This is a genomic window from Desulfococcus multivorans (assembly GCF_001854245.1).
Classification (GTDB): domain Bacteria; phylum Desulfobacterota; class Desulfobacteria; order Desulfobacterales; family Desulfococcaceae; genus Desulfococcus; species Desulfococcus multivorans.
This window is the reverse complement of the sequence record NZ_CP015381.1, coordinates 2296790-2313356: the sequence shown is the minus strand read 5'-3', so window position 1 is coordinate 2313356 and position 16567 is coordinate 2296790. Positions and strand designations below refer to the sequence as shown.

Genomic DNA, 16567 nt, shown 5'->3' with positions numbered 1-16567 from the left:
AGCGGTCGGAAAACATATGATATCAGAGAAACCCGTACTTGTCATCGGATCAACCGGATACGTCGGTGGAAGACTGGTACCCCTGCTCCTCGAGTCCGGTTACCGTGTCAGGGCCATGGGGCGATCCTTTTCCAAAATGGCGGCCCGCTCGTGGGCGAACCACCCGAATTTCGAAATGATCGCGGGGGACGTCCTCGATTTCGAATCCCTGCGGACCGCGGCCCGGGGCTGTCGAGCGGCGGTTTACCTGGTCCATTCCATGACGGCGGCGGGCCTGGACTTCGCCCGGGCGGACCGGACCGGTGCCCGCCATATGGCCGACGCGGCCGCGGATGCCGGAATGGACCGCGTCATCTATCTCGGGGGGTTGGCCGAAGCCGGGCATCATCGGCTCAGCGAGCACCTGGCATCCCGGAAGGAGGTTGCCGGGATCCTGAAATCCGGAAGCGTCCCCGTAACCGACCTCAGAGCCGGGGCGATTCTGGGGGCCGGCAGCGCCTCTTTCGAGATACTTCGCTATGTCGTCGAACGGTTCCCCGTAATGCTCGCCCCCCGCTGGGTCGAAACCCTGAACCAGCCCATATCCATCCGCAACGTCCTCCTATACCTCAAGGGATGTCTCGAAACCGAGGCCGTCTTGGGGCAGACCTTCGATATCGGCGGACCGGACGTGATATCCTATCGCCGCCTGGCTGAAATCTATGCTGAGGAAGCCGGGCTGCCGCGCCGGCACATCATTCCGGTCCCGTTCGTGTCCCCGGCGCTGAGCGCCTTTCTGATTCATCGAATGACGCCGGTGCCCGCGGATCTTGCAAGACCCCTCATCGAAGGTCTTCGCAACGAATCGGTGTGCGGCGATGAACGCATCCGGACTGTCATTCCCCAGCGGCTCTACACCTGCCGCGAGACGATTCGGACGGCCGTTGAAAGCAGCCGGGCGGACCGCGTGGAGACGTGCTGGTCCGATGCAGGATGCCTCATTCCCCCGGAATGGGCCTATTGCGGCGATGCCCAGTACACCGGCGGCACGATTCTGGAATGTGGGTACCGTGTGGGGATCCACGCCGGACCGGGGGAGGTCTGGCCGGCCGTCGCAAAAATCGGTGGTGATACGGGATGGTATTTCGGAGATCTTCTCTGGCGACTGCGGGGAGCGGTGGATCGCTGGATCGGCGGCGTCGGGCTGCGTCGGGGCCGCCGCCACCCAGACTGTCTCCAGGTGGGCGACGCGCTCGATTTCTGGCGGGTTCTCGAAATGGTGCCCGAACGACGGCTTCTCCTGACGGCGGAGATGAAACTCCCCGGCGAGGCTGTTTTCGACATCCGGCTCCATCCCCGTGACGGCGAAACCGAAATTGAATTTCTGTCTCGATTTGTGCCCAAAGGACTGGGGGGGCTCCTCTACTGGTATGTCCTCTATCCCGGACATCAGTGGGTTTTCAGAGGTATGCTGGAAGGTCTTGCCCGCGCCGTCGGAAAGCCGATCGTCTCAACCCCTCGGCGCTTCACCCCCAAAATTCCGGACACCTGTCCCCCGCCCTGGGAGATTAGAGACTGAAGGCTGAAGGCTGAAGACTATAGGAAAAACAGGGGCAAGAGAGGTTAGGCGGTGTTGGGACACTAAAGATGGACATTTCGGGGGCGTTGCAGGATGTCAGTGGTTATGGGGGTATGGCAAACCCTTTCAGCGGTGATTTTAACGCCGCGGTCGTCACAGATGCACCCCTTCAGCCTTCAGTCTTCAGCCTTCAGTCTTTAAAAACCGAAAAAGGAGAAGCGCTATGACCGCCGCCATCAAGCTGGGTGTCAGCCAATGTCTTCTGGGGGAGAAGGTTCGCTACGACGGGGGCCACAAACTTGACCGTTTCATTACGAATACCCTCGGTCAATATGTGACCTTCGTTCCCGTATGCCCGGAAGTGGAGTGCGGCCTGGGTGTTCCCAGGGAGGCGATGCGGCTGGAGGGAACACCGGAAGCCTTTCGACTCGTCACCCGAAACAGCCGGATCGACCAAACGCGGCGCATGGTCGACTGGGCGGAAAAACGGGTTCGCGAATTGGAAAAAGAGGGACTGTGCGGCTTTATTTTCAAAAGCGGATCCCCCAGCAGCGGCATGGAGCGGGTGAAGGTCTACGGCGAGAAAGGGATGCCGGTGAAAAAAGGTGTGGGGATTTTCGCCGCGCGGTTCATGTCCCATTTCCCCCTGCTGCCCGTCGAAGACGACGGCCGTCTCAACGATCCCAGGCTGCGTGAGCATTTCATCGAGCTCATTTTCGTCTTCAAACGGCTTCGGGAGCTTCTCGCCGGCGAGCGGAAAATGGGGGCGCTGGTGGATTTTCACACCCGCCATAAGCTTCTGATCATGGCTCACAGCCCCGATCATTACCGACATATGGGCAAACTGGTCGCAGACGGCAGTCTTACGGTCAGCGAAAAATACGACCGGTACCCGACAATGATCGGAGAGGCCATGAAGTTCAAAACCACCGTCAAAAAGAACGTCAATGTGCTGCAGCACATTATGGGATACTTCAAAAAGCATATTTCCCCGGACGAAAAACAGGAGATTCTGGAAATCTTCGAGCTGTATCGAGACGGTCATGTGCCGCTGATCGTGCCCGTCACCCTGCTGAACCACTACGTGAGGAAATACGATCAGCCCTATCTCAAATTGCAGTACTATCTCAATCCGCACCCGCTCGAGCTGCACCTGCGCAACCATGTCTAGCGCGGATCTCCCCGGCGTCCTTACGGCATGAAAGCCTATCCCCCGGAGAAGGCTGGTGTGTCTGCCGTTTGAAGAAACGAAGCGATAATTCGTCGCCCCCCGGACGTTATCGCCGATAACCGCACCGGATCGGATACGATGCAAATTTCAGCATACCTGTCTCATGACCGTATTTATCTGGATATGCCGTTGCCCGACAAGGCCTCGGTCCTGAAATTCATTGCCGAATCCTTCGTGAGGCACAAGGCCGCGGTCGATGTCGATGCGGTTCATGACGTTCTTGAAAAGCGGGAAAAATTGATGAGCACGGGCATCGGGGGCGGCATTGCGATTCCCCACGCCCTGTCTTCGGTCATCGGGGAGATGGTGATCGTCCTGATCCGTCTCAAGCCGGGCATCCCTTTCGAAGCCCTTGACCGACGGCCGGTGGACGTCGTTTTCGGCCTCGCGATCCCTGCAAAAGAGATCACGTGCCATTTGAAGGCGCTCGCCGGTATATCCGCTCTCTGTAAAAACCCCGGGATGCTGAACACCATCCGCAGCGTCGTGTCCCCCCGCATGTTGTGGCAGCAGATCGAGGCGGTGGAAAAGGGCATGGACGAATCATAGCACTCGACAACCGCGTTCCGGACCCGAACCCATTGCCAATTTTTCAAAAAGTATTATCATGGAAATGTTCCGGGGCGGTTGGACACACGCCCCGTCACGAAACCCGGAAATGATGAACCCATGAACCCAGGAGAATTTTTATGACGACCGCGGTGAACGCCGTAGCACCATTGAACAAAGTCTCGATATCTCTGGCGGCCGGACGCGCCGCCGGTCGAAACGACCTGACGCCGGAACCGATCTCGATAACATTTGTTTATGGCATCGGCAAGGAAGGACTGACCCCGTTTGAATACGAATTGTCCGGGATTCCCTCGGGAGGAAGCGCTGTATTTCATCTGGCGCGTCATCAGGTGGATGCTTTTTTCGAGCACCTTGACCTGTCGCTTCCCGCAACGGAGGCCGATGAGATCATTCACTTCACCGCCCGCGTTGATCATGTGTCGCCGGCGTCGAGCCGGGAGGTGATCAAGGCCATGGCGGAGGTCTCCGGGGGCTGTTCATGCGGCTGCGGCTGCGGGGGCGGGATGTCTCATGAGGGCTGTGACGGGGGATCCTGCGGAGATCACCTGTGAACCGGGAGACGATCGGCGGATGATCCGCCGCCGGGGTGAGTGCCGTTCGCCTGCTCCCCGATCCTGCATTCAGCCGCAAAAATGGTTTCGTGTTCCTCTCCGGGCGCTTGCCCACTGCCTCCCGACCCCGGCCGGGTCGGTCCTCATCCGCAATAATTCACGGATTCCAGCCGTGCCGCCCTGAATTGAACGGTGGGTGGAACAATCTCTTGACACCTATGACGATTCCGTTTAGTTTTTCCAATTCCAACGGCAAACCACTCTCAATCCGAAACCAGGCGAGGATTCAATGGACTACAAAAAAACCCTTAACCTACCCGCCACCGCTTTCCCCATGAAGGCGAATCTGGCGCAAAAGGAACCCGAACAACTGGCAAAATGGGAAGCGGCGGGGTTGTACCGGAAGATCCGGGCCGCCGCATCGGGCAGAAAAAAATTTATCCTTCATGACGGCCCCCCTTACGCCAACGGAAACATCCACATTGGAACCGCGCTGAACAAGATTCTGAAGGATATCATCGTCCGTTCCCGGCAGATGAGCGGGTTTGATGCGCCCTATGTCCCCGGATGGGACTGTCACGGCCTTCCCATCGAGCACAATGTCGATAAGGAATTGAAGAAACAGAAAAAGAATAAGGAGACCATGAGTCAGGTGGAGGTCCGCAAGCTGTGTCGGGCCTACGCCGAGAAATACATCGACATTCAAAGAAATGAGTTCAAACGGCTGGGGGTCATGGGGGAGTGGGAAAATCCCTATCTGACCATGAATTACGAATACGAAGCCGTCATCGCGAGAGAATGCGGTCGGTTCGCTCTGGAAGGCAGCCTTTTCCACAGCAAGAAGCCCATTTACTGGTGCAACAGCTGCCAAACCGCCCTTGCCGAGGCCGAAATCGAGTATGCGGATGAGCCGTCGCCCTCCATCTTTGTCAAATTCCGGATGAAGGACGACCTCGGCGAGGCCTGTCCGGTCCTGAAAGACAAACGCGTTTCCATCGTCATATGGACTACGACGCCCTGGACCATTCCGGCCAACCTGGCCGTCGCCCTTCATCCGGAATTTGATTATGCCGCGGTGGAGACGGGGGGCGGCGAAACCCTGATCCTGGCAAAAACCCTTGTCGAGGACTGCATGAAGCGCTTCGGCATCTCCGATTACGCGATCGTTTCGGACATCCGTGCGAAAGACCTCGAAAATAAGCGGTGCATTCACCCCCTCTATGACCGGGACGCCCTTATCGTTCTGGGCGAACACGTCACCCTCGACGCCGGAACGGGTTGTGTCCATACCGCGCCGGGTCACGGCAGGGAAGACCACGAGGTGGGTCTCAAATACGACCTCGACGCTTATTCGCCCGTGGACGATCGGGGGTGCTTCACCGAAGATGTGGGGTTGTTCGCGGGACAGTTCGTCTTCAAGGCAAACCCCGAGATCATCAAAAAGCTGCAGGAGAACGGGGCGCTGCTGGCCGAAGAGGGCATCAGGCACTCATATCCGCACTGCTGGCGCTGCAAGCAGCCGGTCATCTTCCGGGCGACGCCCCAGTGGTTCATCTCCATGGACAAGACGGCGCTCAGAGACCGTTCCCTGGCGGAGATCGACCGGGTCCAATGGATACCCAGCTGGGGGCGGGAGCGCATCTACGGCATGATCCAGAACCGGCCGGACTGGTGTGTTTCGCGGCAGCGCGCCTGGGGGGTGCCGATAACCGTCTTTTTCTGTGAAGCGTGCGGTGAGGTGATCGTGAGCGAGGAGATCGTCGCGCATGTCTACAATCTTTTCCGGGAGCACGGGGCCGATGTGTGGCTGGAAAGGGATGCTTCCGACCTGGTGCCGGCCGGGACGGTCTGCGGCAAATGCGGCGGCCGCACCTTCACCAAGGAGACCGATATCCTGGATGTCTGGTTCGACTCGGGCGTCAGCCATGCCGCGGTTCTGGAAGCCCGCGACTATCTATCCTGGCCGGCGGACCTTTACCTGGAAGGCAGCGACCAGCACCGGGGATGGTTTCACAGCTCTCTTTTGACGGCTGTTGGGAACCGACAGGCGGCGCCTTACAAAGCTGTCCTGACCCATGGTTTTGTCGTAGACGAGCAGGGACGCAAGATGTCCAAATCCGTCGGCAATGTGGTGGCGCCCAAAGCGGTGATCGACAGATACGGCGCCGAAATCCTGAGGCTCTGGGTTTCCGCTTCCGACTACCGTGACGACGTTCGCATCTCCGAGACGATCCTCAAACAGTTGAGCGACGCCTACCGGCGGATTCGAAACACCTGTCGATTCATGTTGGGAAACCTGTCTGATTTTATGCCGACCCAAAATGCCGTAACTTATGACATGATGCTCGACATCGACAAATACGCACTGCACACCCTTGGCGCTCTGGTGGAAAAAGGACGAAAGGCCTATGATGCCTACGAGTTTCATGTCATTTATCATGCGCTTCACAACTACTGCACGGTCGATCTGTCATCCTTTTATCTCGACATTCTCAAAGACCGGCTCTATACGTCGCCCCCCGATTCGATCGAACGGCGGAGTGCCCAGACGGCCATGTACCGGATTCTGGATGCGGTGGTACGGTTGATGGCGCCCATCCTGCCCTTCACCGCCGAAGAGGTCTGGGCCCATATGCCGGATGTGACGGGGCGGCCCGAAAGCGTTCACCTGCACGCCATGCCCGATGCCGATCCGGCCTGGAAAAACGACGCCCTGGCGCGGCAATGGCGGCAGTTGATCATGGTCCGGGGGGAGGTCACCAAGGCCCTCGAGGCATCGCGGGCCAAAAAAGAGATCGGCCACCCCCTGGATGCCAGGGTCACCATCGGGGCCTCGGGCGATCTCCTGGCGGTCCTGCAGGCCCATGAGGCCGACCTGCACACGTACTTCATCGTTTCACAAATTGAACTCGCCAAGGCGCCCTTCGAAGCGGGTTTTCTCAGCAAGGAGATCGATGGGCTCGCCATCGACGTATCGACGGCTCCCGGTGAAAAATGTGAACGCTGCTGGGTGCACGACCTCACGGTGGGTACCATCGCCGACGCGCCGACCATCTGCAGCCGCTGCAAATCCCAGATCGATGCCCTGTAACGGAATGTCGGGGGAGGACGCTGTTGTCGTCCCCCCCCTTTTTTCTGCCGCCGCAAGCCATGGACGGTCCCGGCGGCCCTAAAGGAGCGGATTCCCATCGACAATCGCAAATATCTTCGACTGGTTCTGATCAGTGGTGCCGTCATCGTCATCGACCAGGTCACCAAGGCCTATATTCTGAACGCCATACCGCTGTTCGATTCTATACCGGTGATACCGAATCTTTTCAGCATTACCCACATACAGAACCCCGGCGGAGCCTTCGGACTCCTGGCCGACCAGGCACCCTGGATTCGAAAGGGCGTTTTTTTGATTCTGTCCTCGGTCGCGGCAGCGATCGTCCTCTACTTCCATCACAAGACGCCCAAAACCCATCCATGGCTGGCTGCCGGATTGGCTCTGATCTTCGGGGGTGCGGTCGGCAATCTTATCGATCGATTCCGATTCGGCAGGGTCGTCGATTTTCTTGATTTCCACATCGGCAACGCCCACTGGCCGGCATTCAACGCGGCGGACAGCGCCATCACCATCGGTGTGAGTATTTTTGTTGTCCACCTGGTGTTCAACCGGATGCCGGAATAGCACCGAAAGGGCCCCATGCCCATGCCTGAGATACCGTACAACCGTTTCAAGCAGTACCTCGGCGAAACCCCGACGGACAAGCTTGCCCGGATCTGGCTGATTCACGGGGAGGAGGCCCTTTGCAAGGACGCGGCCGACGGGTTGGTAAACCGCCTGCTTCCCGGCCCCGAGAGGTCCGTATCTTACGATATCGTCGATAACGACGACATCGGGCTCGCCGTCGAGCGGGTCAGCACCTTTTCACTCTTCTCCGTCGCGCGTGTCATTGCGCTCATGGATTCCCGGATCTTCTATTCACGGGAAGACCATCAGAAATTGTTCCGGAAAGCCCGGGAGGCCATGGATGACGAACAGGTCCCAAAGGCTGCCCGGCATTTTCTGGCCGCCCTGGGGCTCGTGGGTCTTTCGCCCGCGGACGCAGGGCTTCTGGCGTCCGACGCCAAGGGTGGCCGAATGGACCCGGATATCTGGGGGGACGGCGCATGGGTTGCGACGTTGTCGGCCTGGTGCCTTGAAAAGGGGCTTTCTTCCCCGGCCGATACGGATCGATCCGCCGACCTGCAGCAGGCGGTGGAAGGGGGGTTCCCAACCGGCAATTATCTGCTCATCACTACAGATCTCGTCGACAGACGTCGCGGGCTCTACAAGACCATCCTGGAAAAAGGCGTGGTCGTGAACTGTTCGGTACCCATGGGGTCCGGACGAAAGGATGTCGCGGCTCGAGAGGCCCTGCTGGCCGATCACGCCCGATCCATCCTTTCGGAAAGCCGGAAACAGATGGCGCCTGCCGCCTGGCGGATGATGCTGGAGATGATCGGCTTCGATCTTCGCGGTTTGACGACGGGCCTGGAAAAACTGATCCGCTTTACCGGGGACGCACCGATCATCACGGCGCCGGATGTGGCGGCGGTTCTCAGACGGACACGCCGGGATCCGGTGTACGAATTGACCGGCGCCCTTTCTGAACGGAATGTCGAAAACGCCCTATTCTACCTGGACGCCCTTCTGGAAGAAGGGTTGGTGCCGCTGCAAATCCTGGCGGCCATGGTCAACGCCGTGCGGCGGATGGTCCTGGCATTGGGGTTCATGACGAGCCCGGGGGGATCGACATGGAAAAGGGGCATCAGCTACACCGATTTTCAGCGGTCCGTCATGCCCGCAGTGACGGCATACGACGAGGCCCTTCTGACAGCCTTGTCCGAGTGGGACGAAACCCGTGAATTGGACGCCGACGGCCCGGATGTTTCCAAGAAGCTCCGGCGAGGCGCGGCCAAACCCAGGACCGATCTGCTCATGGCCCCCAAAGGCCGCAGTCCCTATCCCGTCTACTTGTTGCTCAAAAATGCCGAACGCTTCACCCTCGCCGAACTGATCGAGATCCTGAAGAATCTGCAAGAGACCGACATAAATCTTAAAACGTCCGGGGGGTCCCCGAGGCGGCTTCTGGAATCGGTCATCATCCGAATCTGCCGGGGCCGATGACGGTCAGGTCGTCTTCAGCCTCAATCAATCAAGGAGAACAGCATGATTCCCAAAACCAAAATCATCTGTACCATCGGCCCTGCCAGCAGCTCCCCTCAAGTGCTTCGGGAGCTCATCGACAGCGGCATGAGCGTGGCCCGCCTCAATTTCTCCCACGGCACCCATGAAGAACACCGCCGCATGATCGAGACCGTTCGGGGTCTGTCCGATACCCTGAAAAAACCGGTGGCCATTCTTCAGGACCTCTGCGGTCCCAAGATTCGGGTCGGCGACATCCCCGAGCCGGGGATCCGCATCGAGCCCGGCCAGACCCTGTATTTAACCAGTCGGAATGTGGCGGGTACCCAGGAACGGGTATCGGTTTCCTATCCGGATCTGCACCGGGAGGTTCGAGCGGGCGACGTCATCCTTCTCGCCGACGGCATGATGGAGTTGACCGTCAAAGAGACACTTGCCGACGAAATCCGATGCGAGGTGATCACAGGCGGCGTCCTCACCTCCCACAAGGGCGTCAATCTGCCCACCGGCAGCGTCAAGGTGAAAGCCCTGACCGACAAGGATCGTGAGGATCTGGCCTTCGGCCTGGAAAACGACGTGGACTACGTCGCCTTGTCGTTTGTCAGACAGGCCCGGGATATCCGGGAGTTGAAAGAGATTATCGCCGCCGCGGGAAAGGACACCCCGGTTATCGCCAAGATCGAAAAACACGAAGCCATCGCCAACATGGACGAGATCATGGCTGCGTGCGACGGGATCATGGTGGCCCGGGGGGATCTGGGCGTCGAGATTCCTTTGGAGAACGTTCCGGGCATCCAGAAACGACTGGTCTCCGCAGCCAATGCCAAAGGCAAGCCGGTGATCATCGCCACGCAGATGCTGCGATCCATGGTCAAGGCGCCGAGACCGACCCGGGCCGAGGCCACCGACGTCGCCAATGCCGTTCTGGACGGCGCCGACGCCATCATGCTTTCGGAGGAATCGGCCAGCGGGGACTTCCCGGTGGAGGCGGTGCGATTCATGGCGCGCATCGTGGTCAGTGCCGAAAGCAATTTCCCGCATCGGCGCTTCCTTGGCATGATGCCGCACAAAGACGTGTCCGAATCCGTGGCCCATGCCTCGTGTGTTCTGGCCAACCATCTGGATGCCGCCGCCATAGTGGCCACCACGAGATCGGGGTTCACGGCCATGCAGATTTCCCGTTTCAGGCCCGGATGTCGGCTTATCGCCCTATCGCCCGAACCCGGAACGATCCGTCGACTCGCCCTCTTCTGGGGATGCATACCCAGCTACGTCGAGGAAACCCGGAACACCGACGAGCGCATCGAGAAGGCTGCGATCTCGGCTATCGGGACCGGAAACGTCCAACCGGGCGACCTGGTGGTCATCACCACCGGACATCCCGTCTGGGCCGCGGGCACCACCAACATGATACGGGTGAAGCAGTTGTAGCACCCACAACCGGCAGAACGGCGCCCACCCGCGGCAGGCTATTCTTTCACGCGCTCGACATATTCCCCGGTCCGGGTATCGATGCGCAGCATTTCGCCTTCATTGATGAACGGCGGCACCTGAAGCACGTACCCGGTTTCCAGGGTGGCGGGCTTGGTGCTGCCGGCAGCGGTGTCCCCCTTGGCCCAGGGCTCGGCCTCGATCACCCGAAGGTCCACAAAGTTTGGCAGGGTCAGGCCGATGGGTTTCCCCTCGAAGAGGAGGACGTTACAGACCGTGTTGTCCTTGAGGAAATTCTTGCTGTCGCCGACTTGGTCCTCGGTCATCAGTACCTGCTCATAATTGGAGGTGTTCATGAAACAATAGGTGGTACCGTCGTGATACAGATATTCCATCTCCTGCTCTTCCAGATTGGCCTCGTTGAATTTGTCCCCCGAACGGTAGGTTCGCTCGAATTGATTCCCGGTGACCATGTTCTTGAGCTTGCACTTGTAAAGCGCCTGTCCCTTGCCGGGCTTGACAAACGAAAATTGCGTTATGATATAAGGATCACCGTCGATTTCGATTTTAAGACCTTTTCTCAGGTCGCTGCTTTCATACATGTTGGGTCTTTCCTCCTGAAGCATGTGGATTGTTAAGGTGAAAACTGTTAAGGTGAAAAAAACTCAGGATATGGGATCGGGCGCGGCGGCCCTGCGGGCTTCGTCGATAAACCGTCGCACACGCGCCATGTCTTTTCGGAAACGGATGGGGCGGCCTTTGGCATCCAGGGCATTGGTGCCGGTGCAGGAGTCGACTCCCGCGGGTCGAACGGCAAGGACGGCCTCATGCACGTTCTCGGGCGAAAGGCCTCCGGCCAGAATGACGGGAATCGGGCTCCATGCCGCCAGCGCCTTTGCGACGCACCAGTCGCAAGTCCGGCCCGTGATGCCGACAAATCCCTTTACGGGCTGACGATCCTGTGAACCCGAAGGCGCGAGAACCAGGGTGTCCGTCAGGAAGATATCGCTGATCGGCGCGAACATCTCCGCCAGCGCGAGGCTGGGCACCGCCCCTCCCCTTCCCGAAGGCCCGACGGGAATCGCCCGGATGATGCCGACGTTCGGATAGCGCCGTCGAATCTGCTCCTGCAGAAGGATCATATTACGGCATTCCGGTAAGATCCCTGGCCCGTCGGACAGGGCATCGCAGAAATGGACATACTCCGGCTGATAATGGTCGAGGACCCGGAACACGGTTTCCGGGGTGTTGAAAAGCGGGATGATGCTGTGGCGGGCGCGTCCGCGGGAGGCATCGACAGCCGCTTTGACGCCGGCATCCCGCCATCCGGATTCACTCGTCAACACGCTCCCGATGTGATCGACGCCCATGGAAACCAGCGTTTCCGTCTCCTCGGGTGTCTGAATCTCGTAAATCTGGACAATCATTCGACGGCAATCATCGCGTAACGGCAAAAAAAGGTTCGGGATACAATAAGGGTTGACGGTCAGTGTTTCCGCGCCCGACGTCGGCTGTCGGGCACCGCCGTCGTCAGGCCTTCAGCGCCGGCGGACGACGGCCGGTCGGGTTACGATTTAAGTTGACTTTTAGGGCGGTGTTTACCATATTCGGCTTGTTTCCGCAAACCGTTTAATGCGGAAACGACGTGATTCAATGGGGTTGACCGGTCAGGCCCCGATACCCCCACCAATCTCAGGAGCCACAGGACATGATTATCATCATCGATTTCGGTTCGCAATACAATCAGCTCATCGCCAGGAGGGTTCGGGAGAGCCGGGTATATTGCCAGATCACGGCGCCCACCCTTACCCTGGACGAGATCAAGGCGCTCCGTCCGGAGGGCATCATCCTTTCAGGCGGACCGTCGAGCATCTACGCCGAAAACAGTCCCAGGACGGATCCGGGGATCTTTGAACTGGGCATTCCCGTGCTCGGCATCTGTTACGGCATGCAGTTCATGATCGATGTCCTGGGGGGAAAGGTGCGGGGCGCGGGAAAACGGGAATACGGATTTGCCGAGTTTACCGCCGGGCAATCCGAGGGACTTTTCAAGGGGATATCGGAGCGAACCATGCCGTGCTGGATGAGCCACGGAGACGCCGCCGAAACCCTGCCGCCGGGATTCGAGATCATCGGGTCCACCCGGAACACGAAAATTGCGGCCGTGGCCCATCCCGGGAAGCGGCTGTTCGGGCTCCAATTTCACCCCGAGGTGGAGCACACTCCCAAAGGGAAGCGGATTCTCGAAAATTTCCTCTTTGACATCTGCGGATGCAAACCGGAATGGACCATGACATCGTTTGCCGAGGAGGCCGTCGCGGCCATCCGTGAGCAGGTCGGCGACAAAAAGGTGATCCTGGGGCTGAGCGGCGGCGTCGACTCCTCCGTCACCGGACTGTTGATTCACCGGGCCATTGGATCGAACCTTACCTGCATCTTCGTCGACAACGGCCTGCTTCGAAAAAACGAGATGGAAAAGCTGAAGGTATCGCTTCGGCAACACCTCAGGATGAACATCCGCTTCGTCGAAGCAAGCGATCTGTTTCTCGACGCCCTTTCCGGCGTGGCCGATCCGGAGCGGAAGCGAAAGATCATCGGCAGGATCTTCATGGATGTCTTCGAGGCCGAGGCCCGAAAGATCACGGATGTCGAATTTCTGGCACAGGGCACCCTCTACCCCGACATCATCGAGTCCGTTTCGCCCTTTGGCGGGCCCACCGCCGTGATCAAATCCCATCACAACGTCGGCGGACTGCCCGAGAAGATGCAGCTCAAGCTGGTGGAGCCCCTCAAGTTCCTTTTCAAGGACGAGGTCCGCCAGCTGGGTGAAGCCCTCGGCCTGGATGAGGAGCTGGTCTGGCGACAACCCTTTCCAGGTCCCGGACTCGCCATTCGGGTCCTGGGGGAGATCACGAGAGAGCGTCTCGATGTTCTCAGAGAGGCCGATGCCGTTCTGCTGGAGGAGATTCGAAAGAGCGGATATTACCGCAAACTCTGGCAATCCTTCGCGGTATTGCTGCCTATCAAGAGCGTCGGGGTCATGGGGGATCAGCGGACCTATGAGAACATCCTGGCCGTCCGGGCCGTCACCAGCAGGGATGCCATGACCGCCGACTGGGCCAGGTTGCCCCATGATCTTCTGGGGACGATTTCCAACCGCATCATCAACGAAGTGAAAGGCGTCAACCGGGTTGTTTACGACATCAGCTCCAAGCCGCCCGCAACCATTGAATGGGAATAACGGACTATGAATCAGAAATCATCGTCATCCGGCTTCAGGCTCGGCTCCGACGATGAGGGGACGGACCCCTATAAAGAATACGTGCACCCCAAGCCCGGCCGTCGAGGCAACGAGGATCCCCGCGTCGCGAAGTTGAGCCGACGCCTGACGATTACAAGCCTCCTGATGCCCGTGCTCGTCGCGCTCATGGTGGTGCTGGGGTACGGGCTTTTGGAAAAACGTGCCGCGAAAATACGAAACGACGACACCCAAACGGTTCAGACGCTGATGGCGGAGCTTTCCGAACTCGAGGCCGCCTCCGGACGCCTGGAAGAGCAGGTTGCCGAAACGGCCCGAACGCAGGAGAGCCTGAACCAGCGGATGATCGAGAGGGAAACCCCCATGAACGAAGCGTTTCTGGCCTTCGAAAAGATGTCGGAGACCCTCGGAAAAGTTGAAGAAAGACTGAATGGCATCGACGAGAAGCTGGGACGGGCGGAGGTCCGTTTACAGCGGATCGACGCCGACAAGGCCAATGCCGACCGGGTAGCGGCGCTGGAAAAAGCACTCGAGGATCTGAAAAAGACGGACCTGGCCACACGCGATGCGCGCCTCGCAGCCCTGGAGGGCGACATCGAACCGGTGAAGTCGGATCTCCAGAGGATTCAGGGCGTACTCTCCGCCATCGAGGAGGACCGCACTCGGGATCGGGCCGAACTCCGGGAAACCGTCGAAAGCGCCAAGGCGGAACTGGGGGGTCTGTCGAAGGATTACCGGCAGTTGAAGAAGGACCTGGTCGATGTGCTCTCGGGGACCATCGATCAGAAGGAGCTCAATCGGGCTGTTCAGAACATGGAAAAGAATTATCGGGCCGAGGTGAAAGGCTTGACCCGAAGCCTCGATGCCAAGGATCGGACCCTATCCCTGCTGCAGTCGCAGATCAAAAACCTGGAAAGCCGTGTCGCGGCGCTGGCCCGGAGCCGGACCCCTTTGGGAACGCCCAAGCCCGGAGCGTTCATCGAGCAGAACATCGACTGAACCGTCTCCGGCAGATCCCGGCGGCACCTGGACGAAGCCGGGCAAGGCTTGAGGTCCTCCCGGCATGACGGCTGAATCGCGAACCAGAGGGGGCATGCTCCCGCGCTCATCCCATCAGCGCTTCTATCCTCGGGATATCTTCCGGGAGATCGACCTCGGGCGAATCATAGGGCGTGACCACAATCCTGATCTTGTGGCCGTATTCCAGGGCGCGCAACTGTTCCAGCTTTTCAATGGCCTCCAGGCGACCCTCGGGAAGTTTTCGAAACATTTCCAGAAAGCCCCGGGTATAGGCATAGACGCCCAGATGTTTGTAGGTGTCGAAAGGGATTCCGGCATCGCGGCCAAAGGGTATGGGCGATCTGGAGAAATAAAGCGCATATCCGCGGACGTCGAAGGTGACCTTGACATCCTTGGGATTGGTGATCTCCCGGGGATCGACGATTTTATAGGCCAGAGTCGTCATGCCCGCCTCGCCATCCGAAAAAAACGGGGCCGTGACGTGCTTCAGGCACCTGGGATCCAACAGCGGCTGATCCCCCTGGACATTGATGACGATGTCGTCCATGGCGAGCGCCATCCGGGCGGCCGCCTCCGCGACCCGGTCCGTCCCCGAACGGTTCTCCCCCGAGGTCATGACGGCTCGGCCGCCGAAGCCGCTTACCGCTTCCGCGATCCGCTGATCGTCCGTGGCAACCACCACGTCCGTGACGTTTTTTGCCCCAAGGGCGGCCTCGTAGACCCGCTGAATCATGGGTTTACCCAGAATCAGGGCCAGGGGCTTGCCCTCGAACCGGCTCGAGCCGAACCTCGATGGAATAATGACGGCGATCTTCATCTGACGGATTCTCCATTCCGTGTCGAATGAAACATTCAAGGTGACTTCTTTTAGGGCGTTGGGATCATCGAATCAAGCATTTTTTGCATCAATCAGGCTGAAGACTGAATAGGCTGAAGACTGAAGGCTGAAGGGGCATAAACGCCCCGTTCATCAAAAATGCACCCTTCAGTCTTTTCAGCTTTCCTTATGGTGAGCGGAAAGACGCTGAAGATGATAAAGGGCATAAAGGCTCCATTCGTCAAAGACGCACCCCTTCAGCCTTCAGTCTTTAGCCTTCAGCCTTCAACTACTCGTCAGAACGGCCAGAGGCAGCAGCCGCTCCGGCGTTTGAATTCGCCTTCGCATGATGAGAGCTGTTGACGATATTGCAGGCTTCGACGTCGAACGGACCCCGCAATCCGCTTCAGCCCCGGTTTTTTCCGCCAGGATCCCCGATTGTAGCCCGCGTGCCCTTCGTGATAAGCGATATAAAGGTGGTAGGCATCACTGTTGGAAATGCCGCAGCGGATACGGCTGAGACGGCAGTACCACCCGACAAAATCGACGGCGTCGCCAAAATCGTCCCGATCCGCGAAACGACTCCCGGCCTGGGATTGGTATTCGTTCCATGTGGCGTCGAGAGCCTGCGGGTATCCGTAGGCCGAGGACGGTCGGGGCCCCGGGAAGATGAACAGGCATGTGGTTCGCGGGGGTTTTGCATCGGCCCGGAACCCGGATTCCCGGTCGATGATGGCCATGATTACGGGAATGGGAATTCCCCAACGCTCGCCGGCGGCGGCGGCGTCATCGTACCATTCGGGCCGTTCCCGGAAGATGTCGCAGAGGTTCCTGGTGTGCCTGGGCGGATGAGTTGCGCATCCGCCTGATATCAGGAGGAGCGCCGTGACGGCAAGGATCAGGGAGGGCATGACAAGTCGTCGCATGAATTTACTATCGCCCGCGTCAGCGGGC

The 16567-nt window shown here is 59.0% G+C and carries 14 protein-coding genes; 10 read left to right on the top strand and 4 right to left on the bottom strand.

Features of this window, described 5'->3' with window-relative positions; genetic code table 11:
• Positions 1 to 16 precede the first annotated feature (16 nt).
• The 8 genes from dmul_RS10095 to pyk all read left to right on the top strand — a co-directional run bounded on the left by dmul_RS10095 (position 17) and on the right by pyk (position 10517).
• Entirely contained in the window at positions 17 to 1558 is a 1542-nt protein-coding gene (locus dmul_RS10095) for a DUF2867 domain-containing protein (protein ID WP_020875057.1), read from the top strand.
• A gap of 223 nt (positions 1559 to 1781) precedes the next feature.
• Positions 1782 to 2729: a YbgA family protein gene (locus dmul_RS10090; protein WP_020875056.1), complete on the top strand. Its 948-nt coding sequence runs from the start codon at positions 1782 to 1784 to the stop codon at positions 2727 to 2729.
• Positions 2730 to 2867: 138 nt separating this feature from the next.
• A complete protein-coding gene (locus dmul_RS10085; RefSeq protein WP_020875055.1) occupies positions 2868 to 3338 on the top strand; it encodes a PTS sugar transporter subunit IIA in 471 nt (156 codons plus the stop codon).
• A gap of 140 nt (positions 3339 to 3478) precedes the next feature.
• Positions 3479 to 3913, top strand: a complete 435-nt coding sequence (locus tag dmul_RS10080) for a hypothetical protein (protein ID WP_020875054.1) — start codon at positions 3479 to 3481, stop codon at positions 3911 to 3913.
• A gap of 289 nt (positions 3914 to 4202) precedes the next feature.
• Complete coding sequence (gene ileS / locus dmul_RS10075; RefSeq protein WP_020875053.1) at positions 4203 to 7004, top strand: isoleucine--tRNA ligase; 2802 nt, start codon at positions 4203 to 4205, stop codon at positions 7002 to 7004.
• Positions 7005 to 7094: 90 nt separating this feature from the next.
• Positions 7095 to 7586, top strand: coding sequence for a signal peptidase II (lspA, locus tag dmul_RS10070; RefSeq protein WP_327078306.1), 492 nt, complete (start codon positions 7095 to 7097; stop codon positions 7584 to 7586).
• A 21-nt stretch (positions 7587 to 7607) separates the two neighbouring features.
• Complete coding sequence (locus dmul_RS10065; protein WP_144016423.1) at positions 7608 to 9068, top strand: DNA polymerase III subunit delta; 1461 nt, start codon at positions 7608 to 7610, stop codon at positions 9066 to 9068.
• Positions 9069 to 9110: 42 nt separating this feature from the next.
• Positions 9111 to 10517, top strand: a complete 1407-nt coding sequence (pyk, locus tag dmul_RS10060) for a pyruvate kinase (RefSeq protein WP_020875050.1) — start codon at positions 9111 to 9113, stop codon at positions 10515 to 10517.
• 38 nt (positions 10518 to 10555) lie between these two features.
• Here the strand turns inward: pyk and efp are convergent, their stop codons facing one another.
• Together efp and dmul_RS10050 are read right to left on the bottom strand one after the other, a co-directional pair.
• The gene (gene efp / locus dmul_RS10055) at positions 10556 to 11119 is read right to left on the bottom strand and encodes an elongation factor P (protein WP_020875049.1); all 564 of its coding nucleotides are present in this window, start codon (positions 11117 to 11119) and stop codon (positions 10556 to 10558) included.
• Positions 11120 to 11182: 63 nt separating this feature from the next.
• Positions 11183 to 11944 (bottom strand): phosphoribosylanthranilate isomerase, encoded by a 762-nt coding sequence (locus dmul_RS10050; protein WP_020875048.1) that lies wholly within the window; start codon positions 11942 to 11944, stop codon positions 11183 to 11185.
• Positions 11945 to 12225: 281 nt separating this feature from the next.
• Here dmul_RS10050 and guaA point away from each other — a divergent pair, with 281 nt between their 5' ends.
• On the top strand, positions 12226 to 13758 hold the full coding sequence (guaA, locus tag dmul_RS10045; RefSeq protein WP_020875047.1) for a glutamine-hydrolyzing GMP synthase: 1533 nt from the start codon (positions 12226 to 12228) through the stop codon (positions 13756 to 13758).
• A gap of 6 nt (positions 13759 to 13764) precedes the next feature.
• Positions 13765 to 14775: a coiled-coil domain-containing protein gene (locus dmul_RS10040; RefSeq protein ID WP_020875046.1), complete on the top strand. Its 1011-nt coding sequence runs from the start codon at positions 13765 to 13767 to the stop codon at positions 14773 to 14775.
• A gap of 106 nt (positions 14776 to 14881) precedes the next feature.
• Here dmul_RS10040 and kdsB read toward each other — a convergent pair whose 3' ends face one another.
• Together kdsB and dmul_RS10030 are read right to left on the bottom strand one after the other, a co-directional pair.
• The gene (gene kdsB / locus dmul_RS10035; RefSeq protein WP_020875045.1) at positions 14882 to 15613 is read right to left on the bottom strand and encodes a 3-deoxy-manno-octulosonate cytidylyltransferase; all 732 of its coding nucleotides are present in this window, start codon (positions 15611 to 15613) and stop codon (positions 14882 to 14884) included.
• Positions 15614 to 15909: 296 nt separating this feature from the next.
• Positions 15910 to 16539 carry a transglycosylase SLT domain-containing protein gene (locus dmul_RS10030; protein ID WP_144016422.1) on the bottom strand — a complete coding sequence of 210 codons (630 nt, stop codon included), beginning with the start codon at positions 16537 to 16539 and terminating at the stop codon, positions 15910 to 15912.
• Positions 16540 to 16567: the final 28 nt, after the last annotated feature.